The 25,456-nt window shown below is 32.3% G+C and carries 28 protein-coding genes and 2 pseudogenes; 29 read left to right on the plus strand and 1 reads right to left on the minus strand.

Annotated elements, in window-relative coordinates:
• The first annotated feature begins 4 nt into the window (after window positions 1-4).
• From fliM to rseP, 29 genes and pseudogenes are all read left to right on the plus strand, one after another.
• Window positions 5-1,003 (plus strand): flagellar motor switch protein FliM, encoded by a 999-nt coding sequence (gene fliM, locus I4N53_RS09575; RefSeq protein ID WP_214496112.1) that lies wholly within the window; start codon window positions 5-7, stop codon window positions 1,001-1,003.
• Window positions 996-2,141 carry a flagellar motor switch phosphatase FliY gene (gene fliY, locus I4N53_RS09580; protein WP_214496113.1) on the plus strand — a complete coding sequence of 382 codons (1,146 nt, stop codon included), beginning with the start codon at window positions 996-998 and terminating at the stop codon, window positions 2,139-2,141. Before fliM ends, fliY begins: the two co-directional genes overlap by 8 nt.
• 19 nt (window positions 2,142-2,160) lie before the next feature.
• Complete coding sequence (locus tag I4N53_RS09585; protein WP_012995278.1) at window positions 2,161-2,520, plus strand: response regulator; 360 nt, start codon at window positions 2,161-2,163, stop codon at window positions 2,518-2,520.
• 10 nt (window positions 2,521-2,530) lie between these two features.
• Window positions 2,531-2,908 carry a flagellar biosynthetic protein FliO gene (gene fliO / locus I4N53_RS09590; RefSeq protein ID WP_214496114.1) on the plus strand — a complete coding sequence of 126 codons (378 nt, stop codon included), beginning with the start codon at window positions 2,531-2,533 and terminating at the stop codon, window positions 2,906-2,908.
• Window positions 2,905-3,570, plus strand: a complete 666-nt coding sequence (gene fliP, locus I4N53_RS09595; RefSeq protein ID WP_012995276.1) for a flagellar type III secretion system pore protein FliP — start codon at window positions 2,905-2,907, stop codon at window positions 3,568-3,570. Before fliO ends, fliP begins: the two co-directional genes overlap by 4 nt.
• 12 nt (window positions 3,571-3,582) lie before the next feature.
• A complete protein-coding gene (gene fliQ, locus I4N53_RS09600; RefSeq protein ID WP_012995275.1) occupies window positions 3,583-3,852 on the plus strand; it encodes a flagellar biosynthesis protein FliQ in 270 nt (89 codons plus the stop codon).
• A gap of 6 nt (window positions 3,853-3,858) precedes the next feature.
• A complete protein-coding gene (fliR, locus tag I4N53_RS09605) occupies window positions 3,859-4,641 on the plus strand; it encodes a flagellar biosynthetic protein FliR (RefSeq protein WP_214496115.1) in 783 nt (260 codons plus the stop codon).
• Window positions 4,638-5,729 (plus strand): flagellar biosynthesis protein FlhB, encoded by a 1,092-nt coding sequence (flhB, locus tag I4N53_RS09610; RefSeq protein ID WP_214496116.1) that lies wholly within the window; start codon window positions 4,638-4,640, stop codon window positions 5,727-5,729. The genes fliR and flhB overlap by 4 nt, the downstream gene beginning before the upstream one ends.
• A 10-nt stretch (window positions 5,730-5,739) precedes the next feature.
• A complete protein-coding gene (gene flhA, locus I4N53_RS09615; RefSeq protein WP_214496117.1) occupies window positions 5,740-7,761 on the plus strand; it encodes a flagellar biosynthesis protein FlhA in 2,022 nt (673 codons plus the stop codon).
• Window positions 7,751-8,776 (plus strand): AAA family ATPase, encoded by a 1,026-nt coding sequence (locus tag I4N53_RS09620; protein WP_003866722.1) that lies wholly within the window; start codon window positions 7,751-7,753, stop codon window positions 8,774-8,776. Before flhA ends, I4N53_RS09620 begins: the two co-directional genes overlap by 11 nt.
• A 3-nt stretch (window positions 8,777-8,779) precedes the next feature.
• Window positions 8,780-9,634, plus strand: a complete 855-nt coding sequence (locus I4N53_RS09625) for an AAA family ATPase (protein ID WP_012269362.1) — start codon at window positions 8,780-8,782, stop codon at window positions 9,632-9,634.
• A complete protein-coding gene (locus I4N53_RS09630) occupies window positions 9,631-10,260 on the plus strand; it encodes a flagellar brake protein (protein ID WP_009052403.1) in 630 nt (209 codons plus the stop codon). The genes I4N53_RS09625 and I4N53_RS09630 overlap by 4 nt, the downstream gene beginning before the upstream one ends.
• Before the next feature lie 3 nt (window positions 10,261-10,263).
• Window positions 10,264-10,848, plus strand: a complete 585-nt coding sequence (locus I4N53_RS09635) for a CheB methylesterase domain-containing protein (RefSeq protein ID WP_214496118.1) — start codon at window positions 10,264-10,266, stop codon at window positions 10,846-10,848.
• A pseudogene (locus I4N53_RS09640) lies at window positions 10,838-12,820 on the plus strand (chemotaxis protein CheA). The gene I4N53_RS09635 and the pseudogene I4N53_RS09640 overlap by 11 nt, the downstream one beginning before the upstream one ends.
• 15 nt (window positions 12,821-12,835) lie before the next feature.
• A complete protein-coding gene (locus I4N53_RS09645) occupies window positions 12,836-13,261 on the plus strand; it encodes a chemotaxis protein CheW (protein WP_029689057.1) in 426 nt (141 codons plus the stop codon).
• A gap of 5 nt (window positions 13,262-13,266) precedes the next feature.
• Entirely contained in the window at window positions 13,267-13,884 is a 618-nt protein-coding gene (locus I4N53_RS09650; protein WP_214496119.1) for a chemotaxis protein CheC, read from the plus strand.
• A complete protein-coding gene (locus I4N53_RS09655) occupies window positions 13,874-14,362 on the plus strand; it encodes a chemotaxis protein CheD (RefSeq protein ID WP_029689059.1) in 489 nt (162 codons plus the stop codon). Before I4N53_RS09650 ends, I4N53_RS09655 begins: the two co-directional genes overlap by 11 nt.
• An 18-nt stretch (window positions 14,363-14,380) precedes the next feature.
• Window positions 14,381-15,120, plus strand: a pseudogene (locus tag I4N53_RS12705) (FliA/WhiG family RNA polymerase sigma factor).
• A gap of 15 nt (window positions 15,121-15,135) precedes the next feature.
• Window positions 15,136-16,500: a DUF342 domain-containing protein gene (locus I4N53_RS09665; RefSeq protein ID WP_003866731.1), complete on the plus strand. Its 1,365-nt coding sequence runs from the start codon at window positions 15,136-15,138 to the stop codon at window positions 16,498-16,500.
• Between the two features lie 13 nt (window positions 16,501-16,513).
• Window positions 16,514-16,798 (plus strand): hypothetical protein, encoded by a 285-nt coding sequence (locus tag I4N53_RS09670; protein WP_009052398.1) that lies wholly within the window; start codon window positions 16,514-16,516, stop codon window positions 16,796-16,798.
• Window positions 16,799-16,941: 143 nt separating this feature from the next.
• Window positions 16,942-17,649 (plus strand): 30S ribosomal protein S2, encoded by a 708-nt coding sequence (gene rpsB, locus I4N53_RS09675; protein ID WP_003869145.1) that lies wholly within the window; start codon window positions 16,942-16,944, stop codon window positions 17,647-17,649.
• Window positions 17,650-17,734: 85 nt separating this feature from the next.
• Entirely contained in the window at window positions 17,735-18,349 is a 615-nt protein-coding gene (gene tsf / locus I4N53_RS09680; RefSeq protein WP_003866734.1) for a translation elongation factor Ts, read from the plus strand.
• 117 nt (window positions 18,350-18,466) lie between these two features.
• On the plus strand, window positions 18,467-19,180 hold the full coding sequence (pyrH, locus tag I4N53_RS09685; protein WP_004396202.1) for a UMP kinase: 714 nt from the start codon (window positions 18,467-18,469) through the stop codon (window positions 19,178-19,180).
• Between the two features lie 2 nt (window positions 19,181-19,182).
• On the plus strand, window positions 19,183-19,737 hold the full coding sequence (gene frr / locus I4N53_RS09690; protein ID WP_003866736.1) for a ribosome recycling factor: 555 nt from the start codon (window positions 19,183-19,185) through the stop codon (window positions 19,735-19,737).
• Window positions 19,734-19,919 carry a hypothetical protein gene (locus I4N53_RS09695; RefSeq protein ID WP_003866737.1) on the plus strand — a complete coding sequence of 62 codons (186 nt, stop codon included), beginning with the start codon at window positions 19,734-19,736 and terminating at the stop codon, window positions 19,917-19,919. The genes frr and I4N53_RS09695 overlap by 4 nt, the downstream gene beginning before the upstream one ends.
• A 47-nt stretch (window positions 19,920-19,966) precedes the next feature.
• Complete coding sequence (locus I4N53_RS09700) at window positions 19,967-20,716, plus strand: isoprenyl transferase (RefSeq protein WP_003866738.1); 750 nt, start codon at window positions 19,967-19,969, stop codon at window positions 20,714-20,716.
• A 19-nt stretch (window positions 20,717-20,735) separates the two neighbouring features.
• Complete coding sequence (locus tag I4N53_RS09705; protein ID WP_003866739.1) at window positions 20,736-21,515, plus strand: phosphatidate cytidylyltransferase; 780 nt, start codon at window positions 20,736-20,738, stop codon at window positions 21,513-21,515.
• 15 nt (window positions 21,516-21,530) lie between these two features.
• A complete protein-coding gene (locus tag I4N53_RS09710) occupies window positions 21,531-22,679 on the plus strand; it encodes a 1-deoxy-D-xylulose-5-phosphate reductoisomerase (RefSeq protein WP_214496120.1) in 1,149 nt (382 codons plus the stop codon).
• Window positions 22,680-22,685: 6 nt separating this feature from the next.
• Entirely contained in the window at window positions 22,686-23,684 is a 999-nt protein-coding gene (gene rseP, locus I4N53_RS09715) for an RIP metalloprotease RseP (protein ID WP_214496121.1), read from the plus strand.
• Between the two features lie 1,010 nt (window positions 23,685-24,694).
• Here the strand turns inward: rseP and I4N53_RS09720 are convergent.
• Window positions 24,695-25,456, minus strand: a 762-nt coding sequence (locus tag I4N53_RS09720) for a transposase (protein WP_214496122.1), incomplete at its 5' end; no start/stop codon positions are given.

The following is a 25,456-nucleotide window of genomic DNA, read 5'->3' on the forward strand; positions in this document are numbered from 1 at the left end:
GCTGTTGGCTGAAATATTATCGCAAAGCGAAATAGACGAATTATTAAAAGCATTTAGTTCTGGTGAGGCAGATATCCAAAAAATCGAAAAAGAAGAAAAAGCTAAAAGCAAAAAGATAAGAAATTATGATTTTAGAAGGCCTAATAAGTTTTCTAAGGAACAACTTCGAACTCTTCAAATGATTTTTGAGAATTTGACAAGGTCTTTGACATCCTTTTTGTCAGGATATTTGAGAACAGTAGTAAATGTTACAGTGATCTCTGTTGACCAGCTGACTTATTATGAGTTTAGTAATTCATTAAATAATCCAGTTTTTATTGCCATTATTGATGCAGCTCCTTTAGAAGGTCCTTTTCTCTTAGAATTTAATAATAATACTACTTATGCAATACTTGATAGAATTTTAGGAGGAATAGGAAAAGGTGAGCTTGTAGCTAGAGATTATACTGAGATTGAGATCAGCCTTTTGACTAAGATTGTAAAGCAAATGCTTCCACTTTTCAAAGAACCATGGAGCAGCATAGTAGACATTAATCCTTCATTAGTGAGAGTGGAAACTAACTCGCAGTTTGCTCAAATAATATCTCCTAATGAGACAGTAGCTTTATGTACTTTATCACTAAAGATTAATGAGACAGAAGGAATGATGAATTTTTGCATGCCTCATTTGACTTTAGAACCTATTGTACCCAAGTTAACGACAAAATTTTGGTTTTCAAGTCTGAAAAAAGAAGGGAGAGTAAGTCCTGAGCTTATAAAAAGTAAAATAAGCAAAACTTATATACCTCTTACTGCTCAACTTGGTTCTACAACTATTACGGTGAAAGAATTTTTAAATTTTGAAATAGGAGATATAATCCTGTTAGATAAAAACTTTAAAGATCCTGTAGATATAATCATTGATAAAAATGTCAAATTTAGAGGTATACCTGGAATTAGAAATAACAAATACAGTGTAAAAATAACAGAAGTTATTTACAAAGGAGATGAAGAAAGTGAATGACTTTTTATCGCAGGAAGAAATAAATGCATTATTGAAAGGCTTAACTGAAGAATCTAAAGAAAATCAGTTTCATAGTGGAAGTGAGTTAACAGAAGAGGAAAAAGATATACTAGGAGAAATTGGAAATATAAGTTTTGGAACTTCAGCTACTACTTTATATACGTTATTGAGAAATAAAGTTACTATTACTACTCCAAAAGTGTCGGTTCTATCTTGGGAAGAGTTAAAAAAAGAATTTAATATTCCTTACATTGGGGTTGAAGTAGAGTATACGGAAGGACTAAAAGGTCGTAATCTTCTTATTTTAAAAAAAGAAGATGTACTTAAAATGACAGATTTAATGATGGGGGGAGAAGGAGAAGTAGAAGAAGGAGATATTACTGATCTACATCTAAGTGCAATATCAGAAGCCATGAACCAAATGATAGGTTCTGCTGCTACTTCCCTTTCTACCCTTCTCAATATGACTATAAATATTTCACCGCCTAAAGCTTTTATTGTTGATTTTACTGTCTCTTTACCAACAGATATTTCATTTCCGGAAGGCGATGTAGTAAAAATCGCCTTTAAAATGGAGGTAGGAGAAATAATTGATAGTGAAATTATGCAGCTTTTACCTTTTGACTTTGCTAAAGAACTAGTGCAAAGCGTTTTGTCGAAAAATGAAGAAAAATCACCACAGGCGACTTCCCAAGAAGAGAATGCCAGTGCTATAATAGAAAGTGATGAAAAAAGTGTCGAGACAGATAATAATATCTTAAAAGATAATAATATCTTAAAAGAGGAGAAAACTACCAAAAAGAAACAAAAAGTTAACGCAAGTCCTGTAGTTTTTCAAAGTTTTGATGAAGAACCTTCAATTGAAGGCAAGGAAGAGAAAGAAAATTTAGAGTTGATCTTAGATGTACCTCTTACGATTACTGTCGAATTAGGCAGGACTAAAAAACTTATAAAAGATATTTTAGAATTAAGTGAAGGTTCTATTATTGAATTAGATAAATTGGCAGGTGAGCCAGTAGATATTTTAGCAAATGGAAAATACATAGCTAAAGGGGAAGTAGTAGTAATTGATGAGAATTTTGGGGTTAGAATTATAGATATTGTACACCAAAGCAAAAGAATTAGCAATATAGAATAAAGATGAGGAGGAATCATTTGTGAGCAAAATAATGATAGTTGATGATGCTGCTTTTATGAGGATGATGATTAAAGATATTATTTCAAAAAACAATTTGGGGAGTGTAGTAGAAGCCGAAAATGGTGCTATAGCAGTAGAAAAATATTTTCAAGAAAATCCAGATTTGGTTATTATGGATATTACTATGCCCGAAATGGATGGAATACAAGCGGTAAAAGCAATCCGTGCAAAGGATCCCAATGCAAAAATAATAATGTGCTCTGCTATGGGACAGCAGGCTATGGTTATCGAGGCGATTCAAGCAGGAGCAAAAGACTTCATCGTAAAGCCTTTCCAACCTGATAGGGTGGTAGAAGCGATTAAAAAATTGTTGAAGTGAGGCGCTTAAAGTGTCTAATGGCACAGAATATGTCTTTCAACTTGTATGGTATTTAATTGCCTTTCTTTTAGTAATTGGATTGGCTTACTACATAACTCGATTTATAGGACAAAGTACTTTAAGATATACTCGTTCTACTAATTTACAGGTTATAGATTACGTAATGTTGGGTAGAGATAAAGGCTTATACATACTGAAGGTAGGAAATAAATTTTTCCTTATAGGCGTGAGCAACACCAATATAACTTATCTTACAGAGATAAACAAAGAAGACTTAAAATTTGTAACCAATGATAAAAATTTTGTGACAAATTTGAATACTTCAATAGAAAAATTAAAACAGCTAAAAAACAAATATTTGTCTAAAAAAGATGGTGAGCAAAAATGAATTTAGGAGATTTAGCTTCATCGGTGACAGCTCCTTCAAATATGGCTACTAGCCTGCAAATAGTTCTGTTATTAACAGTGTTGACATTAGCCCCATCTATTTTAATAATGATGACTTCTTTTACTCGGATAGTGATTGTATTATCTTTTTTAAGAAATGCACTAGGCCTTCAGCAAATGCCTCCTAATCAAGTACTAATTGGTTTGGCTTTGTTTCTCACTTTATTCATAATGGCACCAATTGGGCAAGATATCAACAATAATGCCATAAAACCTTATACAGAAGGGAAGATAACTCAAGAAGAAGCATATCAAAATGCTATCAAACCATTGAAAAGTTTCATGTTAAAGCAAACAAGGCAAAATGATTTAAATCTTTTCGTAAGTTTAGCTAAAATTAATGTGAGTAATGTGGAAGATTTACCTATGAGGGTAGTCATTCCTGCTTTTATTATAAGTGAACTAAAGACTGCTTTTGAAATAGGTTTTATAATATACATTCCCTTTTTAATAATTGATATAATAGTTGCCAGTGTTTTAATGTCAATGGGTATGTTTATGTTGCCACCTGTTTTGATATCTCTTCCTTTTAAAGTGTTACTTTTTATTTTGGTGGATGGCTGGAATCTTGTTGTAAAATCTTTGATTTTAGGCTTTAGATAGGAGGCAAAAAAGTTGAATACAGGAGTGGTTATAGATATTGGAAGAGAAGCTTTAACAGTTACCTTGACAGTTGCTACTCCCTTATTAGCTGTAGCATTAGTAGTAGGACTTTTGATTAGTATTTTTCAAGCTACCACACAAATTCAGGAACAAACTTTATCTTTTGTTCCTAAAATTGTAGCTATACTTATAAGTTTAATTCTATTTGGGCCATGGATGCTTACTACTTTAGTCAACTACACCCAAAGATTGTTTTTGAATATCAATAATTTTATAAAGTGATGTAAAATGGATATGATTCAGTATTTACTCCAAAGTGTTCAAGTTTTTATATTACTTTTTGTCAGGATGCTTGGCATTTTTATACTTACACCTTTTTTTGGCACAAAAAATGTCCCAACTATTTTTAAAATAGGTTTAGGCTTTTTTGCTGCAGTAATTGTTTTTGATACGATGGGATCTGTTGATTTGCAAACAAATAATGTTTTTGATTACTTCATCGTTGTCATCTCTGAGTTCACCGTAGGACTTGTGATAGGGCTGGCATCTATGATATCCTTCAGCGCCATACATTTGGCAGGACAGCTAATTGATTATCAGTTGGGGTTTGGGATAGTAAACATTTTAGATATTCACAGCGAAGCTCAAGTTCCTTTAATGGGAAATTTCATATATATTTTGACAATCCTTATCTTCATGCTTATGAATGGTCATTATATATTATTTACAATGTTGGCTAAAAGTGTTGATATAATTCCTGTTGGGAAAGTTGTCTTTAATTTACCTGGTATGTCTCAAGTCTTAACAAAAATGGTTTCTGATATGTTTATATTAGGTTTTAAAATAAGTGCTCCTATAATTTTAACAACTCTTTTGACAGATTTAGTTTTGGGAATAATCTCCCGTACTATACCTCAGCTTAACGTCTTTATGATAGGAATGCCAGCGAAGATTTTTGTTGGAATCTTTACTTTGCTTATTATGTTGCCAGTGTACCTGACAATTATAGATTTTATGTTTAACAGAATGAATGCTGACATTTTTAGATTGATGAAATTTATGACAAGGTGATAGTTTTGAGTAAAATAAATTTGCAGTTATTTGCCCAAGAAAAAACTGAACCAGCTACTCCTAAAAGGCGACAAGATGCAAGAAAAAAAGGGCAAGTCTTCCAAAGCAGGGAAATAACTTCTGCTTTAGTAATTGTAGCAGGTTTTTTGGCACTAAATATACTTACAATGCCTTCTTTAGAAAAAATGATGGCTTTAACAAAATATTTGCTTTATACCTATTCTGGAGCTAATGACGATGTTTTTAATGTAGTAGGTATACGAAATCTGTTTACATACGTTTTGCAACAAGCAATATCAATAGCTATGCCTATAATTTTATTAATTTTTGTCGTTTCTCTTGCGTCAACTTATCTTCAAGTGGGTTTTGTATTTACAGCTGAGCCCCTTGCCTTTAAATTTGAAAGATTAAACCCTGTGGAGGGCTTTAAGAGAATTTTTTCAAAAAGAGCATTAGTAGAATTGGTTAAATCTATTGCTAAAGTGGCAGTTCTTTTCTATATAATGTACTCTTTTTTAGCTTCTCAATATAAAGGTATACCAATGCTTCTTGATATGTCAGTTCAAGATATATTAAAATACGCTTTAAATATACTTTTGGGAATTACTATTAGAATAGGAATTGTACTTATTGTTCTTGGAGCGTTAGATTATTTTTTCCAGTGGAGAGAATATGAAACAAGTCTTAAAATGAGTAAAGAGGACATAAAGGAAGAGTTTAAAGAAACAGAAGGGAACCCACAGATAAAAGCAGAGATAAGAAGAAAACAGCGACAAGTTTCTATGAGAAGAATGATGCAAGACTTAAAAAAGGCGGATGTCGTAATAACAAACCCAACTCATCTTGCTGTTGCTCTTATGTACGATAGTAATGTAAATGACGCACCTGTAGTGATAGCTAAAGGGCAAGACATTATTGCCCTCAGAATAAAAGAAGAAGCTAAGAAGTTAAATATTCCTATAGTTGAGAATAAGCCATTAGCTCAGGCACTGTATAGGTCTACTGAAATAGGAGATATGATTCCACCAGAGCTTTATCAAGCTGTAGCTGAAGTTTTGGCTTATGTCTACAGCTTGAAGGGAGAATAGGAGGGATAATTTGAAATCCTCTGAGCTTACTGTAGCTCTTTTTGTAGTAGGAATAGTCTTGCTCATAATGATTCCTGTATCACCCGTTATCATGGACTTTTTATTAATATTTAACATAACTTTGTCTATAATAATACTTTTGACTACTATGTATGTAAAAGATGCTTTAGATTTTTCTATATTTCCTTCTATATTATTAATAACTACTCTTTTGAGACTGGCTCTTAACATTTCGAGTACGAGACTTATTTTAAGCAATGCCTATGCAGGTGGCGTAATACAGGCTTTTGGAATTTTTGTAATAGGTGGAAATCCAGTTGTCGGATTCATTATTTTCTTGATAATTGCAATTGTACAATTTATCGTCATAACCAGAGGAGCAGAGAGAGTATCTGAAGTGTCAGCAAGATTTACTTTGGATGCAATGCCAGGAAAGCAAATGGCAATAGATGCTGATTTAAACGCAGGCCTTATAACAGAAAAAGAAGCTAGAGAGAGAAGAATGGAAATACAGCAAGAGGCAAAATTTTATGGAGCAATGGATGGTGCTAGTAAATTTGTCAAAGGCGATGCAATTGTTTCTATAATTGTTATAATTATAAATATTGTTGCAGGTCTCATTATTGGAATGGTAATGAAGGGGATGGATATAAATAGGGCTTTAAATACTTATACTGTTTTAACAGTAGGCGAGGGTTTAGTAAATCAAATACCAGCACTTTTGATATCAACTGCTACTGGAATGATTGTTACTCGTTCAGCTTCTGAGTCAAATTTAGGAGGGGATGTAATAAAGCAGCTCTTCAATCAGCCTAGAATTTTAAAAATAGCAGCTGGATTGCTCTTTGCACTGGTATTAGTACCTCTTTTACCTAAACTTCCACTTATCTTAATGGGTTCATTGTTTGCATATCTTGGATTTGCAGGGACTCAAAAAGTAACAGTAAAAGAAGAAGAACAAGAAGAAAACATAAAAGAGTTAGAGAATATAAGAGATCCTAAGAAAGTATATGAATTATTGCAAATTGACCCTATTGAACTGGAATTTGGCTATGAATTGATTCCTCTTGCAAGTGGAGAATTGTTAGATAGGATTGTCATGATAAGAAGACAAATTGCTCTTGATTTGGGTATCGTGGTCCCAATGATTCGTTTAAGAGATAATATTCAATTAAAGCCTAATGAATATATTATAAAAATTAGAGGAAATGAAATTGCCAGAGGTAAGGTATACGTTGATAGATATATGGCTATGACGGCAGGAGAAATAGATGAAGATATTTCTGGGATTCGAGAAAGAGAACCAGCTTTTGGATTGCCTGCAATTTGGGTAGATGAAAACGAAAGGTCAAAAGCAGAAGCAAGGGGATATACAGTAGTAGATGTTCCTTCTGTCATCGCTACTCACCTTACTCACGTCATAAAACAGCATGCCCATGAACTTTTAGGAAGGCAAGAAGTACAGAGTTTAATTGACAATGTAAAAACTACAAATCCTGCCTTAATAGAAGAATTAGTTCCTAAGCTTTTAACAATAGGTGAAATAGAAAAAGTGCTTTCTAACCTTTTAAGAGAGGGGCTATCTATAAGAGATTTAGTTACAATATTAGAGACTTTAGCTGATTATGCTCCTATTATACGAGATACAGATGTTTTAACAGAGTATGTAAGACAGGCTTTAGCTCGTACTATTTCCAATAAATATGCTCCATATGGTAAGATTGAAGTTATAACGTTAGATCCGAGTGTTGAACAGTTAATATCCTCTAGTATAACTCAGACAGAACATGGTTCTTATTTAGCATTGGAACCTTCTTCGGCACAAAGGATTTTAAAGAGTATCCATGAATTAGCAAAAAAGGTAACTTTAAAGGGTGGACAACCTGTAATTCTGACAGCGCCTGTAACTCGATTTTATCTCAGAAAGTTAGTAGAACAAATTTCTCCTGATATTGCTGTTTTGTCATATAACGAACTTTTACCAAATATTGAAGTTGCATCGGTGGGGACGGTGAGATTAAATGAAAGTTAAAAAATATATTGCTAACGATTATCAAGAAGCTTTAAGAATGATAAAAGCGGAAATGGGAAGTAACGCTGTAATACTTCATCAAAACAAAATTAAAGAAAGAGGGATTATAGGACTTTTTAAGAAGAGTAAAGTGGAAGTAGTAGCAGCGGTAGAAGATTACCCACCGGTAATCCCTAAAGAAAGTATTACAAAAAATGATATAAATGAACTTAAAAATTTGATTAAAACTATAGCTACCAATAAAAATGGAACGGTTACAGAAGCTAAGGAGAAAACCTTAGTTTCTAAATTAATAGATTATGGAATAGAAAGGGAAGTGTCTCAGTTATTGGGGGAGGGAATTGATGAATTTGATAATAAAGGAATAAAAATTTTAAAGGAACGAATAGATGCTTTTATGGGACCTCCTCAAAAATTGAATACTGAAAAAAGCAAAAAAATTTTGTTCATTGGACCTACTGGAGTGGGGAAAACTACTACCATTGCAAAAATTGCTTCTAATTTGATATTGAATGAAGGTAAAAATGTAATGCTTGTTACAGCAGACATTTTCAGAATAGCGGCGGTAGACCAGCTGAAAACTTATGGAGAAATTTTAGGAGTGCCAGTAAAAGTAGTAAATAATATTTTTGACCTTCATAAACTTCAGCCAGAGTTTGAAAAGTACGATGTTGTTTTGATAGATACAGCGGGAAGAAGCCATAAAGATGAAAAGCGAATAAATGAATTAAAAACCTTCATTAAATATGCAAACTGTGATGAAACTTATTTATGCTTGAGTGCTACGACTAAATCGGAAGATTTAAAGGAAGTGATAAAAAGATATGAATTTGCAGGAAATTATAAATTGATTTTTACAAAATTAGATGAAACCGATAATTATAGTTCTATTTTAAATGCTGTTTATTATTCAGGGCGGCCAATTTCTTATTTTACAAATGGACAAATAGTTCCTGATGATATAACTTTAGCAGGAAGTGAAATTATCGCCTCAAGCATAGTAAAGGGGAATTAGTATATGATGGACCAGGCTGAAAGTTTAAGAAAATTGGTTTCCCAAAAAAAGAAGATAAAAAGAAGCAGGGTTATTACAATTACAGGTGGTAAAGGCGGAATTGGCAAAACATGTATCTCAGTAAATCTTTCTTTGGGGCTTAAAAAATTGGGCTATAATGTTACGATTATTGATGCAGATTTGGGATTTTCAAATGTCGAAATTGAATTAGGAGTTACTTCTAAGTATACTTTATTAGATGTTTTATACAACAACAAAATGATAACAGAAGTTATAAGCGAAGGACCTTTAGGCATAAAATACATATCTTCTGGTGGAGATTTCAACCTTATCAATGAAGGAGTGGATTTAAGCCTTTTTCTAAACAACATTAAAATTTTAGACTATTATTCCGATTTTATTATTATAGATACGGGTGCAGGGCTCAATAACGTAGTTAGCAATTTTTTGAAAGCGGCTGATGAAGTTTTACTCATAGTAACTCCTGAACCCACGTCTATTATGGATGCATATACTCTTATTAAGTATTCACTGGTAGGTGAAGATAAAAAGATTAATGTGCTGATAAATAAGGTAAAAAATTTTAATGAATACAAAAAAATTTATGACAGGTTTGAAACAGTAGTTAAAAACTATTTAGGTGTATCTTTGATTGATTTAGGTTATTTGGAAAATGACGAAAAGATGATGGAATGTATAATTGAGCAAAATCCCATTGTCCTTAAATACGAAAATAGTAAAACCTCAAAAAGGATATTACAAATTGCAGCTCAAATTGCTAATCAATCTCCTCCTATAGAAAACAAGGGGTTGTGGGGTATTTTTTCTAGACTTATCAATAGAGGAGGATTTAGATGAATGAGATAAATTTACTACCGGGGCAAAAATTGAGGATAGGTTTAAACAATGGCAAGACCATGTACTCATCTCAAGTACAGGATATTTCTAAAAATGGAACTATATTAATTGATACTCCAGTATACAGTGGACATTTAGTTCCTGTGAGAATAGGTTCAATAGTTCAAATAATTTATTTTACAAAACAAGGTTTATTTACCTTTTATGCCAAGGTTTTAAATAGATTTTCTGGAAAACTTGCTCTTTTAGAAATAATGCCTATAAGCAGTGTAGAAAGATTGCAAAGGAGACAGTATTTTAGATTAGAAAAAGTGATTCCCTTTACTTATACTATTAGTGGTGGAGAAGAAGATAAGGTTTATAAAGGCCTTATTCAAGATATAAGCGGTGGAGGATTAAGATGTAAGGTAGATAAAAAATTAGAGGTAGGGACTATCATAAATTGTGTTTTTACATTAGACCAAGAGATAACAGTAAGCGGAAAAGTAGTGAGATATGAAGAATTATTAGAAAAAGGATATGAAATTGGTATCTGTTATGTGGACATTTCTGAAAAAGTGAGAGAAAAGATTATAAGCTATATCTTTGAAGAACAGAGAAAAAGTAGACAAAAAGGGATTGAATGATTTATGAAAAATGATTGTCTTGTTATAATTGGGGCTTCTACTGGGGGGCCTAAAGCACTGCAATATATATTGACAAATTTACCAAAGGACCTTTTTGCTTCAGTAATTGTAGTACAACATATGCCAGAAAAGTTTACTAAAATGATGGCAGAAAGATTAGACCAAAATTGTAATCTCAAAGTAAAAGAAGCAGTAGATGGAGAGGAAATTTTGAAAAATGTAGCTTATATTGCACCTGGCGATAAAAATTTATTATTAATTGAAGAGAATGATAAAGTAAAAATTAAACTAACTACTGATTTTGAATCTGTTTATAAACCTTCCATTGATGCTACTTTCATAAGTGCTTCCCAAATAAATGCTTGCATAATAGCTGTTATTTTGACAGGCATGGGAAGTGATGGTTCAAAAGGACTCAAATATTTAAAAGAGAAAGGAAGCTTTATTATATGTCAGGATATTGATTCTTCTTTGGCAAAAGGAATGCCTTATAACGCTATAAAAACAGGATTTGTTGACAAAGTTCTTCCTTTGGATAAAATTCCAGTAGAAATAATCGAGAAGGTGAGGGAATTTTATGGAAAATAATCAATATATCGATATATTTATTGAAGAATCGCAAGAACATATAGAAAATTTAAATAGCAATTTATTGCTTTTGGAAAATGACCCTAAAAATAAGCAAATAATCGATGAAATTTTTAGATCTGCCCATACTTTAAAGGGTATGGCTGCTACTATGGGCTTTGAAAACATGAATAAATTAGCTCATAAAATGGAGGATGTATTACAAGAGGTAAAAAATGGCGAATTAAACATTTCTCATCCTATCATGGATATTCTCTTTAAGTGTGTAGATACTTTAAGTGAGATGCTGGATTCAATATCACAAACAGGAGAAGATAATGTATCTGTTGATGAGTTGATATTTTTACTTTCGGGTGTGAGTTCTAAATCTAAAAATAAAGAGGCTGTTGTAGAAAAAGAAGATAATATATCCAGTAGCGATACATTATTGAATGTATACGAAGAAGATATAATAAGAGAGGCAGCAAAAGATAATTACAAAGCATATAAGATAACAGTACATATTGACAAAGGATGTGTTATGAAATCCGCTCGTGCTTTTATAATTTTTAATAATTTAGATGAAATAGGAGACATAATAAATTCTTCTCCCTCTGTAGAAGATATTGAAGATGAAAAATTTGAGGATAGCTTCACTGTTCACATCATTACAAAAGAAGATAAAGAAAGTATTGAAGAAAGGTTATTGTCTATTGCTGAGGTTAACAAGGTGGAAGTGGAACTAATAAACATTGATTTAAATAAAGAAGGGGAAAGGTTTGTCAAAGAGGTATCTTCTTCACAATCTCAAAGTTTTGAGAACATAAAGAAATCTCAAAGCAGTAATAAAACTTCAAAAAGTGTAAGAGTAGATATAGACAGATTGGATAATTTAATGAATTTAGTAAGTGAACTTATAATCATAAAAACCCGCCTTGAGGGATTAGAGGCAGATAACAGAAACTCTGAAACTGCAAGTGCTATTGAATATCTCGAAAGAATAACTACTAATTTACATGATGCTGTTATGAAGGTAAGAATGGTACCGGTTGAAAGAGTATTCAATAGATTTCCAAGGATGGTAAGGGATTTATCTTACGAGTTAGGCAAAAAAATTATTCTCAATATGTATGGACAAGATACAGAAGTAGATAGAACTGTTATAGATGAAATTGGTGATCCTTTAGTTCACCTTATAAGAAATTCTATCGATCATGGTATCGAAATGCCACAAGAAAGGTTGCAAAAGGGGAAACCAGAACAAGGTACTATTAATTTGAGAGCTTATCATGAAGGTAATAATGTCATAATAGAAGTTAGTGATGATGGAAGAGGAATTGATATAGAAAAAGTCAAAGCAAAAGCAGTAGAGAAAGGCATTTACACCGCTGAGCAAGTAAATGACCTTTCTAAAGATAAAATTTTAGACCTTTTATTTAGGCCAGGTTTTAGCACTGCTGACAAAGTTACAGATATTTCTGGCAGAGGCGTAGGATTAGATGTAGTAAAAAATAAAATCGAATCTTTAAACGGCTCAATTGAAATATTATCAGAAATAAATAAGGGAACAAAATTTATAATTAAACTTCCTCTTACTTTAGCAATTATACAAGCTTTATTAGTAAAAGTGGGAGATGAAAAATTTGCAATTCCCCTTAATTCAATTTCAGAAATAGTTCATAAAAAAGAGGATGAAATACACAATGTTCAAGGGAAGGAAGTAGTTCTTTTTTGAGGAAAGGTAATTCCAATAATAAGATTAAATGAAGTATTAGAAACCAAAAAGACTTCTGACAATGGAAATTTGGTGTGTGTAATTATCAAAAAAGGCGAAAATTTAGCATGTTGTACTGTAGATGAATTAATTGGTCAGCAAGAGATAGTCATAAAACCATTAGGGAAGTATCTTTCTAATGTCAAAGTTATTGCAGGAGCTACAATATTGGGAGATGGCCAAGTGGCCTTAATTGTCGATGCCAACAATTTGTTTTAACAGGGAGGGAGAACTTTGAGCCTATATGTTATCGCCAAAATTGATGAGGAAGAATATGCAATAAACATAGAAAAAGTGCAGACTATAGAAAAAGTAATGCCTATAACAAGAGTTCCTCAGACTGAAAGTCATGTAAAAGGCGTTATAAATTTAAGAGGCGAAATAATTCCTGTGATTTCTTTAAGAGTAAAATTGGGTTTAGTTGAAAAAGAGTATGATGAAGATACAAGAATTGTGGTTTTAAAGGCTTACGATATGTTAGTAGGCATGATTGTAGATAATGCTAATGAAGTGGTTGATATTGCGGAAGAAAATATTGATAACCTGGTTTTTAATGAGGCTTCTGATGAATTTGGAAAATTCGTCAGCAAAGTAGGAAAAATTAAAGATAAGGTATTTCTCATTTTGGATTTAAAAAAATTATTAGATGTCAGGGTGTGAGAAATGTGGATATTAGCCGATTAAATGAAATGTACTTAGACATTTTAAAAGAATTAGGAAATATTGGAGCAGGAAATGCTATAACTGCTCTTTCAACAATGATTGGCAAAAAAGTGGACATGCAAGTGCCAAAGGTAAAAATTCTAGATTTTCAAGAAGTATCAGATATCTTTGGCTCTGCTGATACGATCATTGTTGGCATTTATTTCGATCTAGATGGAGATGTAAAGGGTAATATTCTTTTTGCACTTGATATAAAAAGCGCTGCTTCTCTTATTTGGAGTCTCATGGGATTGGAAGTAAAAGAAGAATTTGATGAGTTAGAAAAATCCGCTTTAGAAGAAATAGGAAATATTATGGCGGGTAGCTATGTAGCCTCGTTATCTACTCTTACTTCTTTAAATATAAAAATTTCACCTCCCGCAATAAGTATAGACATGGCAGGAGCAATTTTGAGTGTTCCGGCTATTAAATACGGAGAAATTTCTGATAAGATTTTGTTTATTGAGACCCAATTTATAGAGGGAGAAAAACTTATAAAAGGTGATTTCTTCTTAATACCAGATATTAATTCTTTTGATTTAATACTAAAAGCGCTTGGAGTTGAAGTGAATGGAAAATAAGATTTACAGGGTTGGAATGGCAGATGCAAAGGTCACACAAAGCCCAGGAATTCTTACAACTATTGGGCTGGGGTCTTGTGTCGGAATTGTTCTTTATGACCCAATTACAAAAATATCAGGTCTGGTACATATTATGTTACCTTATAGTAACAAAATATCTGATAATTCTAATAAACTTAAGTTTGCCGATACCGGTATCCAAGTTTTGATTGAAGAGATGGTAAAATTGGGCGCTAATCCTAAAAGGTTAATTAGTAAAATTGCTGGAGGAGCGCAAATGTTTTCTTCGAAGATAAATTCTGACATTATGAACATAGGAGAAAGAAATGCAGTTGCTACTAAAGAAGTACTAGGAAAACTTGGTATACCGGTCGTTGCGGAAGATATAGGTGGAAATTATGGAAGAACTATTGAGTTTTATTCTGAGGATGGAAGACTATTAGTTAAAACTATTGGTTATGGAATAAAATATATTTAAAAATTGGGGGAATTTTGTATGGCATTAGTGGAGGAGGATATATGGAAAACTTATAATTCTAGTAAAGACCCAAATCTACGAAATGAAATAATAATCAAGTATATGCCGCTTGTCAAACATATTGTCAAAAAACTCATCATTTCTGATATTACTCAATCTGAGTATGAAGACTTGATAAATCAAGGAGTACTTGGCCTTATCGATGCAATTGAAAAATATCAGCCTAGTAAAGGTGTAAAATTTGAAACTTACGCTACTTTAAGAATAAGAGGAGAAATAATAGACTATTTGCGGAAAAAAGATTGGATGCCTCGAAGTCTCAAAAAAAGTACAGAAAAATAGAAGAAACCGTAGAAACACTTCAACAAAAATATAATAGGGAACCTACAGTTGAAGAAATAACAGAAGCTTGTGGCTTAAATGAAATAGACGTTTTAAAAACTTTAAGTTATATCAATGTTTCTAATGTTAATTCTTTAGAGGAAGCTATTGAAAATAATTTTAAGTTACATGCTATTTCAGACGTCGAATTAAAAAACCCAGAAGAGGAAGTATTATACAAAGAACTGAAAAGAAAACTAGCAAATGCTATTAAAAATTTACCAGATAAAGAAAGATTAGTAATAACATTGTATTATTATGAAGATTTAAACTACAAAGACATAAGCAAAATTTTAAATTTAACAGAATCTAGAATATCACAAATTCATACAAAAGCTATCAAAAGGATAAGGGAGATATTAAGTGGATACTTTTAAAATGGGGGCTTTAAAATGGATGAAAAAAAGTACAAAGTACTTATTGACGTATCGAGAGATAAACAACAAGCCTATTTGACTTTAATTGAAGACCCCGATGGCATTAGTATTAATAAAGAAGTTTTATTACAAGAAATCGCAAAACATAATATAGTATACGGAATAAAATTCGAAGTTATAGATAATATTTGTAAAGATTTGAAAAAGGTAAAAGGTGTATTAATTGCAGAAGGGAAAAAGCCTATAAATGGAGAAGATGGAAAGATAATTTTTGAGATAGACGTAGAAAAGGCTGCAACCCCAAAAATTTTGGAGGACGGAAGTGTAGACTATAAAAATTTAGACTTGTTTAAAAACATCAAAAAGGGCCAAATAATAGCTCGAAAAATAAATCCTACCGCAGGGCAACCAGGAATTGATGTTTTTGGACAAAAAGTTGATGCTTTAGGCGGGAAAGATGTAAGACTTCCTCTTGGAAAAAATACTTATATTGATGATGATAAGCTTGTAGCTTCTGTAGATGGTCATATCGTGGTTTTAAACAACAAAATAGAAGTGCACACTCTTTTGGAAGTAAAAGAAGTCGACACTTCTGTAGGAAACATAAAAACGGTAGCAAGTGTAAAAATTACTGGAAATGTTAAATCAGGTTTTACTGTTGAAAGTGAAGGTAATATAGAAATTTTTGGAGTAGTGGAAGCAGCCACTATAATAGCAAAAGGAAATATCAGTATTCATAAAGGAGTACAGGGCGCTGGAAGGGCAAAAATTATCGCAGAAGGAAATATTACAGCAAAGTATTTACAAAACTGCAGTGTAGAAGCCGGAGAAGATATATACAGTGAAGCGATAATTTATTGCGATGTAAAAGCAGGAGGAAGTGTAAAACTTTTAGGAAATAAAAGCCAAATTATTGGCAGTAAAATTGTAGCTGCAAGAGAAATTTCAGCGGCAAATATTGGTTCAAAAATAGGAACGTATACAGAATTACAAGTAGGTATACTGCCTCAAAAGAGGCTGAAAATAGCGGAATTAACTTCTCAAATAGAACAAAACAATGCCCAGTTAGAAAAAATAGGAAAAATTCTTAAGTACATAGAAAAAATCGAAAAATTACCTCCTGATAAAGAGGAGATTTATCATAAAGCTAAAAAATCTTTCCAAGATTTAATTTCTCTAAATCATCGTCTAAGTGAGGAATTAAATTCTTTAAAGGAGGAAATAAAAAGTTCTAGTATTGGAATTATAAAAGTTTTTGATACAATATTTCCAGGAACTAAACTCGTCATTGATGACGTTACTTTAAAGATACAAGAACCTATTAAATATGCTATGTTTATAAAAAATGAGGAAGAAATAAAATTTTTTCCTCTAAAATAAGGAGATGAATTTTATGTCTTCCAATTCCCCTATTGATTTAAAATCTATTCTACCTCGTACTGTAGAGGCAGGAAATTTGAAACAAATTGACCTTCAAAAGCCTGTCATTTATTCTCAGCAAATAATAACCATTTCTAATAGAGAAAATGAAATAAAGAAGACAAAGCCTAATGAACTCGAAAAAACAGAAAAAACTCTTATAAAAGATCGCCAAAACTCTGAACAAAAAAATAAGCAGGAAAAAGATAAAGGTAAAAAAAGCAAAAAAACTATAGGCCATATAGACATAAAAGTGTGATAATATATTGACATTTAGCAAAATATATAATATAGTATTCATTGTCAGTCAATAACACACGCCTAATGATTGCAAAAAGGGTGCCTGAAAAGGTCTTTTTGCAAGAGGATTTAGGCGGAGGAATAACCATAGGAGGTGTATGTATGTCGGTAATTTCAATGAAGCAGTTATTAGAGGCAGGGGTACATTTTGGTCATCAAACAAGAAGATGGAACCCTAAAATGGCTCCTTATATTTTTACAGAAAGAAATGGAATTTACATCATTGATTTACAACAAACGGTAGAAAAATTGGAACAAGCTTATGAATTTGTCAAAAAGTTGGCCATGGAAGGGGGCACTATTCTTTTTGTTGGGACCAAGAAACAGGCTCAGGATTCTATTAAGGAAGAAGCAGAAAGATGTGGTATGTTTTATGTAAATCAAAGGTGGTTAGGTGGAACCCTAACTAATTTTAAAACAATTAGAGGAAGGATTCAACGATTAAAAGAACTCAAAAAAATGGAGGAAGATGGAACTTTTGATGTTCTTCCTAAAAAAGAGGTAATAAAACTTAGGAAAGAAAAGGAAAGATTGCAGAAATTTTTGGGCGGAATAGAGAATATGCAGTCTCTGCCTTCCGCTTTATTCATAGTTGACCCCAAAAAAGAAGCTATCGCAGTGGCAGAAGCTCGAAGCTTGGAAATACCAATTGTAGCTATTGTAGATACCAATTGCGATCCTGAGCTAATCGATTATCCTATTCCAGGAAATGATGATGCTATAAGAGCTGTCAAGCTTATTACTTCCAAGATTGCAGATGCAGTGATTGAAGGCAATCAAGGTGAACAATTTGCTGCTTCAGAAGAGTGAAAATTTTTGTCTAGTGGTAAGGAAAAAGGCAAAGCTCCTTACCACTATTGTATATCATTTATCATTATCTAAGGAGGTTTTTCTAATGATATCAGCACAAGCTGTTAAAGAATTAAGAGAACGAACTGGCGCTGGAATGATGGATTGTAAAAAAGCTTTAATGGAAGCAAATGGAGATATGGAAAAGGCCATAGATATTTTAAGAGAGAAAGGATTGGCTGCTGCTGCTAAAAAAGCAGGTAGAGTTGCTAATGAAGGCTTAGTTGATGCCTACATACACAGTGGTGGAAGAATAGGGGTTTTAGTAGAAGTAAATTGTGAGACAGATTTTGTTGCAAATACTGATGAATTTAAAAATTTTGTTAAAGAAATATGCATGCAAATTGCTGCCGCAAATCCAAAATATATTTCTCGTGAAGATGTGCCACAAGCTGTTTTGGAAAAAGAAAGAGAAATTTTAAAAGCACAGGCGTTAAATGAAGGGAAACCCCAAAATGTCGTAGATAGAATAGTTGAAGGACGTATTGAAAAATTTTACAAAGAGAATTGCTTGTTAGAACAAGAATACATTAGAGACCCAGAAAAAACAGTGAAAGATTTGCTAAATGAGACGATTGCAAAATTAGGAGAAAATATTGTAATAAGAAGATTTGTTAGATTTGAAAGAGGAGAAGGTATTGAAACTTCCTCAAATGAGTAATAAAATTAAATAGGCAACCACATAGGGACACGGTTGTGTCCCATTTTTATAAATTACTTAAAAGATTAAGAAGGATTTTCAAAATTTTTATAGAACTTATAAGAATGGGGTGTTATTGTGTCGTCAGTTGTTTACAAGCGAGTAGTTCTGAAAATCTCAGGAGAAGCTTTGGCAGGAAATAAAGGATTTGGAATCGATTTTGACACAGTTAATCGAATAGCAGACGAAATAAAAGAAGTGAAAGAAATGGGAGTTCAAATTGGTCTTGTAGTTGGCGGAGGAAATATATGGCGTGGAAGAGAAGGTATTGGGATGGACAGAACTACTGCAGACCACATGGGAATGCTTGCGACTGTAATTAATGCTCTTGCACTGCAAGATGCTTTAGAGCAACGGGGAGTTCCTACAAGAGTTCAGACTGCTATTGAGATGAGAGCAATTGCAGAACCCTATATACGCAGAAGAGCAATAAGACACTTAGAAAAAGGACGAGTTGTTATATTTGCTGCTGGGACAGGGAATCCCTTCTTTTCAACTGATACTGCTGCTTCATTAAGAGCAGCGGAAATAGATGCAGAGGTCATACTATTAGCTAAAAAAGTAGATGGAGTCTATGACAAAGACCCAAATAAATACAAAGACGCTGTAAAATTTAAAGAATTATCTTATTTAGATGTTTTAAACAAAGGTTTAGGAGTAATGGATTCAACAGCAACTTCTTTATGCATGGACAATAAAATACCAATCATAGTTTTTGACCTTACTACCTACGGAAATATAAAGAAAGTAGTAACAGGAAAAGATATTGGTACAATAGTGAAGGAGGTTTAAGTATGAGTGATTATTTAAAAGCTAGCGAAGAAAAAATGCAAAAATCTTTGAGCGTTTTAAAAAACGAATTAGCTGCTATAAGAGCAGGTAGAGCAAATCCTGCACTACTTGACCGAATTATGGTAGATTATTATGGTACTCCAACTCCTCTTAACAGATTAGCCACCATTACAGCTCCGGAGCCAAGAGTACTAGTTGTACAACCGTGGGATGTTTCAAAAATAAGCGATATTGAAAAAGCAATACAGAAATCAGATTTAGGAATTAATCCAGTTTCTGACGGTAAAGTGTTAAGATTAGTTTTTCCTGAATTGACTGAAGAAAGAAGAAAAGAATTGGTAAAGTTAGTTCATAAAAAAGCAGAAGAGGCAAAAGTAGCAGTAAGGCAAATAAGAAGAGATGCTAATGATGCTGTAAAAAAAATGGAAAAAAATGGCGAAATTTCGGAAGATGAAAGAAAAAAGAGAGAAGAAGAAATTCAAAAATTAACTGACAAATATATTAAAGAGATAGACAAAGTGGTGGAAGCTAAAGAAAAGGAGATAATGGAAATTTGACAGATTATTATAATAATTTTATAGGGATGGATTTACATAAAATAATAGAAAAATTACCTAAGGACTTAAAATTTAACGTTGTAGAGACAAAATCTATTTTTAAATATGAGGGTTCTCGTTTAAAAGTTGCCAGGATAAAAGAACAAAATAACATTCTTGAAATTACTGTTATTAGAATTTAATCCCCCTCTGACGAGGGGGCGCCCTTATAAAATGAGGAGGAAAATAAATGGTGTTTTTTAGACAAAAAAATAGAGATTTGAGTGACAAGATTGATAAAAATAAATTGCCTATTCACATAGGGATTATCATGGACGGAAATGGAAGATGGGCTCAAAAAAGAGGGATGATGAGATTTTATGGCCATAAAGCTGGTGTTAATGCTGTAAGAGAGGTTGTAAAAGCCTCTAGAGAATTAGGGATAAAATATTTAACTTTGTACGCTTTTTCAACCGAAAACTGGAAAAGACCTAAAGAAGAAGTAAATTTTTTAATGGATTTACTCGTTGAATTTCTTTCTAAAGAAATAGACGAATTGAACAAAAATAATGTATTGATTAACTTTATAGGGGATATTTCCGTTTTACCACAGAAGTGTAAAATTGAAATAGAGAGGGCGCAAAATGTAACAAAAAACAACTCTGGACTTGTACTTAATATAGCGTTAAATTATGGCGGAAGAGATGAAATAGTAAAGGCTGTGAAAAAAATTTGCACAAAGATTTTAAATAAAGAATTGTCCATTGAGGAAATTACAGAACAAACTATAAGTGAAAATTTGTATACTAAAAACCAGCCAGATCCAGATCTTATAATAAGAACAAGTGGAGAAAAAAGATTGAGCAATTTCTTATTATGGCAATCTGCTTATTCTGAGCTTTGGTTTACAGAGGTACTGTGGCCGGATTTTGGCAAAGAACATCTTATTGAAGCAATATTGTATTACCAAACTCGCCAAAGAAGATTTGGGGGAGTATAGTAAGGAGTGGTAAATAAATATGCTAAAAACAAGAGTTATAAGTGCGATAGTAGGCTTGCCAATTTTATTTTTCATTTTAATAAAAGGGGGGAATATGCTTAAAATTGCATTAGTTTTAGTAAGCATATTAGGACTTAATGAATTTTATAATGCTATAAAAAATATTGGGGTACGGCCTGTAAAAATTTTTGGATATTTGTCAGCAATCCTTTTATATTTTTTAGAAAGTAAAATCGCAAAAGTAGATGTATTAGTTATAATCGCAATGATGCTTTTTTTGCTGTTTTTAACTAATAAAAAATATAATCTCAAAGATTACGCTTTGACTTTGATGGGAATCATTTATATACCTCTTTTCTTTTTGTACATACAAAAACTTAGAGAAATGCCTGAAGGAATGTACATAGTATGGTTTGTTTTTATAGTCTCTTGGATGACGGATACTTTTGCCTATTTTACCGGTAGATTTTTTGGAAAGCACAAACTTGCTCCTACAATCAGTCCCAAAAAGACGATAGAAGGAGGGATTGGAGGAATCATAGGCTCTACCATCAGCTGTGCTGTATTTGCTTGGCTATTTCCTCAATCGAATGTCAGTATATATCTTTCTGTAATTATAGGCTTATTGGGAAGTATAATCGCTCAATGTGGAGATTTAATTGCTTCCTTTATAAAAAGAAATTGTTACATTAAAGATTTTGGAAATACAATTCCTGGCCATGGAGGAATTTTAGATAGATTTGATAGTATTTTATTTGTTTCTCCTTTCATATACTTTATTTTTCAGTACTTAATTTAGAAAGGGATGTACTTCATGAAAAAGGTAATAATTCTCGGCTCAACTGGTTCTATAGGTACACAAACATTAGACGTAATAAAAAATTTTAGAGAAAATTTTGAAATAGTAGGACTTACAGCTTATAACAATGTAGAACTTTTATCGAAACAAATTAGAGAATTTAATCCTAAAGTTGTAGCAGTAAAAGATGAAGATAAAGCTAACCAATTAAGGGAGAATCTAAAAAAAAATGTCGAAATTCTAACTGGCAGCAAAGGGCTTCAAGAAATTGTGAAGTACGATGCCGATTTAGTGGTGGTAGCTGTAGAAGGAATTGCCGGACTTCTTCCAACAATTACAGCCATCCAGACGGGAAAAGATATTGCTTTAGCAAATAAAGAAGTACTTGTAACAGCTGGACAAATTGTAATGGATTTGGTAAAAAAGAAGGATATAAGTCTTTTACCTGTAGATAGTGAACACTCTGCTATACTCCAATGTTTAAGAGGAAATGACAAAAAAGAAGTATCTCGATTGATTTTAACAGCCTCTGGAGGTCCTTTTAGAGGGAAAAAAAAAGAAGATTTGAGAAAAGTAACTGTAAATGAGGCTCTAAATCATCCTAATTGGAAAATGGGAAAAAAAATCACGGTAGATTCTGCCACTTTAATGAATAAAGGGTTTGAAGTAATTGAGGCAAAATGGCTATTTGATATTTCTGAAGATAAAATTGATGTTGTTGTACATCCTCAAAGTATAATTCATTCAATGGTAGAATATATAGATGGCAGCATAATTGCACAACTGGCTACTGCCGATATGAGGATACCCATTCAGTATGCCTTAAATTATCCTACTCGTAACTACATAAAAGAAGTAAAGTTTTTGGATTTTTCTGTTATAACCCAATTAACTTTTGAAAAACCCGATTTAGAAACTTTTAGATGTTTGTCGTTAGCATATGAGGCTTTAAAAATTGGAGGAACTATGACTACCGTATTAAATGCAGCTGATGAGATAGCTGTGTCTTTGTTTTTAAATAAAAAAATAGAATTTTTACAAATAGCTGAAATTATAGAGGAGAGTATGAAAGAACATAATAATATACAAAATCCCACTTTAGATGATATAATAAATGTGGATAAAGAGGTTAAGGAAAAAATAGCAAAAAGATATATGAGGTGATATATTTTGACAATATTGATTAGTATAATTGTTTTAAGCGTTTTAGTAATGTTTCACGAATTTGGACATTTTATCGTTGCAAAACTTTCTGGATCTAGAGTAAATGAATTTTCTATTGGCTTTGGTCCACGACTTTTTAAAAAGAAATACGGAGAAACAGAGTATTCTTTTAGAGCATTGCTATTCGGTGGTTATGTTGCTTTAGAAGGTGAAGATGAAAAATCTAATGACCCGCGGGCTATAGTAAATAAGCCTTGGCCTGTAAGGTTAGCTGTCTTTGCGGCAGGACCTCTAATGAATATACTATTAGCTTTTTTATTGCTTTTTATTGTATTTTTTAATATAGGAAGTCCGATACCACAGGTAAAATCCGTAATGGAAGGATATCCCGCTGAAAAAGCAGGAATTTTGCCGGGGGACAAAATTGTAATGGTAAATAATATAAAGATAAATACATGGGAGGAGTTAGAAAAAGCCATAAGTTCTACAAAAGATAAAGAAATACAAATAACTATTGAAAGAGATTCAAATATTATAACAAAAGATATAAAACCTGTTTTTGATAAACAATCCTCTAAAAACATGATAGGAATTATACCAGAGTATAAGAGGTCACTGCCTTGGGCTTTTACAAATGCGATAGATAAAACTGTATATTTTTTAAAAATGATTGTGATAACACTTGGTATGCTTATAGGTGGCAAAGTATCTGCGAATGATATAATGGGACCTGTTGGTATTGTATATACAATTGGTACTGTAGCAAAAACAGGTTTATTAAATTTAATGACTTTTTCTGCTTTTATAAGTGCATACTTGGGGCTTTTTAATCTTTTACCATTTCCTGCTCTTGATGGCGGGAGGATACTTTTTGTTTTAATAGAAGCTGTAAGAGGTGAACCAGTTCCCCCCGAAAAAGAAGGTTATATACACTATATTGGTTTTATGATTCTAATTGCATTAATACTTTTTGTTACTTACCGAGATGTTTTACGTATGTTTTAAATAAGGTGGTAGTATAAAAGTAAAATTTTGGAATTTATGCACACCAATAAGAGCATCCTATAAGAGGCTGCCAGTAGTAAGTGATGGAATAATGAGAGTTATTATATTGTTGCCGGAATGATAATAGTACAGCCTTCTTTTTCCAAAAACTTAATTGCTTTTTTAATATACTAACACCACAGAAGGAACAGTTCCGAATCCGAATTTGAACGAATCGGCAATCCAGGGAGTATCCGTATCATCTTTTTTGGCCTTTAATAGCATCGAGATACTTAGGGTTAGCAATAATAACATGACAGAATTTTTCAGGAACATTAAAAATGTAGAGCCAATACTTACCTGTAGACTCCATACAAACTTCAAAACAATTGTAACTAAGAAGCCAATCTTTTAGTTTATAAGGTCAGAGTTAAAGGTAGAAAAGCGCCGTTTAACATAAGTAGTAACATTATTAGAATCAGTAATAGGAATAGCAGCTACCACAAACTTTTTGCGAACGTCTATACAACAGCAGATAGAGTGAACAATTTTTAAAATAAAATAACCCTCCAAATGGAGGAATAGATAAAGAGTTAAAATATTGCATGGTTTTTATATCATAAGTGAAGGTAAATTCATTTGAAATTTGAAGTACTTTTCACTTGACAAATACAATTTATTTTTATACAGTAAATGAACACTATCATTTTGCCAAGAAGATATTGACAAGTTATAAATATATGGTAAAATATAAATGAAATTTCTTAAACTATTTTGCTATACTATAGAGTTTGGGAGCAGACATGAGAATAAAAGAACAAAAAATTTTACTAGGTGATTGCAAAATGAAGTAAATATCAAAGTAAAAAAGTTACATTATTAGGGGTAAAAGAGGAAAATTACATGTTAATTTAAGACTCAAAGTAAAAAAAGAGAAATGGAAGAAAGATACAAATCCCCAAAAGACAAAACTTAACACACCTTTTTAATGTAAGAAGGTGACAAACGAATCAAACCATAAGAACAAGTCATCAAGCCAAAAGTTTTTTTAAAGATAAAGGATGTTCAAAAGTACCAAGCTTTGCAGTAATAATTAAACCAATATGTTGAGTGATAGCCCCAAGAAAAACATCAGCTTTGATAGACCTGGTATTTATGAGTTTAAAGCTATCAACAGCGATAGAACTTTTTAAAAGAGAAATAGATTTTTCAATAATAGGGCGTTTTTCATAAAGTTTGGACCACTTTTTAGAGTTACGAGGGACAAAAGTATTTTTTCTAAAATCAATATCAAGGGTAGTATAGAATATTCTGCCACATTTAGAAGAGGTACAGGGGTTATCACATTGAAGGATATAAGTAGTTTTACCATTTAGTCTAACTTTTTTGGACATAGGGCAAAGCCATTTAATTCTGGTAGCTCTACCTTTTTCCCGAACGATGCCATCATAGGACATTTTAAGAGAAGGGTCACGGGGGCAGGTAGGGATACCATCAGAGTTAAAAGTAGGCTGAGGTAAGTTTTTAGAATTTCGAGGGTTAATAGGGATAATAGGTATTATGCCATGCTCTGAGAACAAGTATTTGTAATTATCAAAAGAATCAAACCCGGCGTCACCTAAGAAGTATCTATAAGAGAAAATAGGATGTAAATTAAAGAATTCATTAAGAGAAGGGATTAAAGTTTTAGAATCATATAAATCTTTAGACTCGGCAGCAGATTTAGCAGTATTGACATCTAAAGAATCATCGTCATAGAAACTAATATGCTGAATAATGCCTAAGCCATTAGT

Origin of the sequence: Thermoanaerobacter sp. CM-CNRG TB177, assembly GCF_018588165.1 — a bacterium.
Lineage (GTDB): Bacteria > Bacillota > Thermoanaerobacteria > Thermoanaerobacterales > Thermoanaerobacteraceae > Thermoanaerobacter > Thermoanaerobacter thermocopriae.

Bases quoted from the DNA above. Each gene is read 5' to 3' on its own strand.
- fliP (WP_012995276.1), top strand. From the start codon at position 2,905: ATGAATTTAGGAGATTTAGCTTCATCGGTGACAGCTCCTTCAAATATG.
- fliR (WP_214496115.1), top strand. From the start codon at position 3,859: ATGGATATGATTCAGTATTTACTCCAAAGTGTTCAAGTTTTTATATTA.
- I4N53_RS09620 (WP_003866722.1), top strand. From the start codon at position 7,751: ATGAAAGTTAAAAAATATATTGCTAACGATTATCAAGAAGCTTTAAGA.
- I4N53_RS09625 (WP_012269362.1), top strand. From the start codon at position 8,780: ATGATGGACCAGGCTGAAAGTTTAAGAAAATTGGTTTCCCAAAAAAAG.
- I4N53_RS09630 (WP_009052403.1), top strand. From the start codon at position 9,631: ATGAATGAGATAAATTTACTACCGGGGCAAAAATTGAGGATAGGTTTA.
- I4N53_RS09635 (WP_214496118.1), top strand. From the start codon at position 10,264: ATGAAAAATGATTGTCTTGTTATAATTGGGGCTTCTACTGGGGGGCCT.
- I4N53_RS09655 (WP_029689059.1), top strand. From the start codon at position 13,874: ATGGAAAATAAGATTTACAGGGTTGGAATGGCAGATGCAAAGGTCACA.
- I4N53_RS09665 (WP_003866731.1), top strand. From the start codon at position 15,136: ATGGATGAAAAAAAGTACAAAGTACTTATTGACGTATCGAGAGATAAA.
- I4N53_RS09670 (WP_009052398.1), top strand. From the start codon at position 16,514: ATGTCTTCCAATTCCCCTATTGATTTAAAATCTATTCTACCTCGTACT.
- rpsB (WP_003869145.1), top strand. From the start codon at position 16,942: ATGTCGGTAATTTCAATGAAGCAGTTATTAGAGGCAGGGGTACATTTT.
- tsf (WP_003866734.1), top strand. From the start codon at position 17,735: ATGATATCAGCACAAGCTGTTAAAGAATTAAGAGAACGAACTGGCGCT.
- frr (WP_003866736.1), top strand. From the start codon at position 19,183: ATGAGTGATTATTTAAAAGCTAGCGAAGAAAAAATGCAAAAATCTTTG.
- I4N53_RS09700 (WP_003866738.1), top strand. From the start codon at position 19,967: ATGGTGTTTTTTAGACAAAAAAATAGAGATTTGAGTGACAAGATTGAT.
- I4N53_RS09705 (WP_003866739.1), top strand. From the start codon at position 20,736: ATGCTAAAAACAAGAGTTATAAGTGCGATAGTAGGCTTGCCAATTTTA.
- I4N53_RS09710 (WP_214496120.1), top strand. From the start codon at position 21,531: ATGAAAAAGGTAATAATTCTCGGCTCAACTGGTTCTATAGGTACACAA.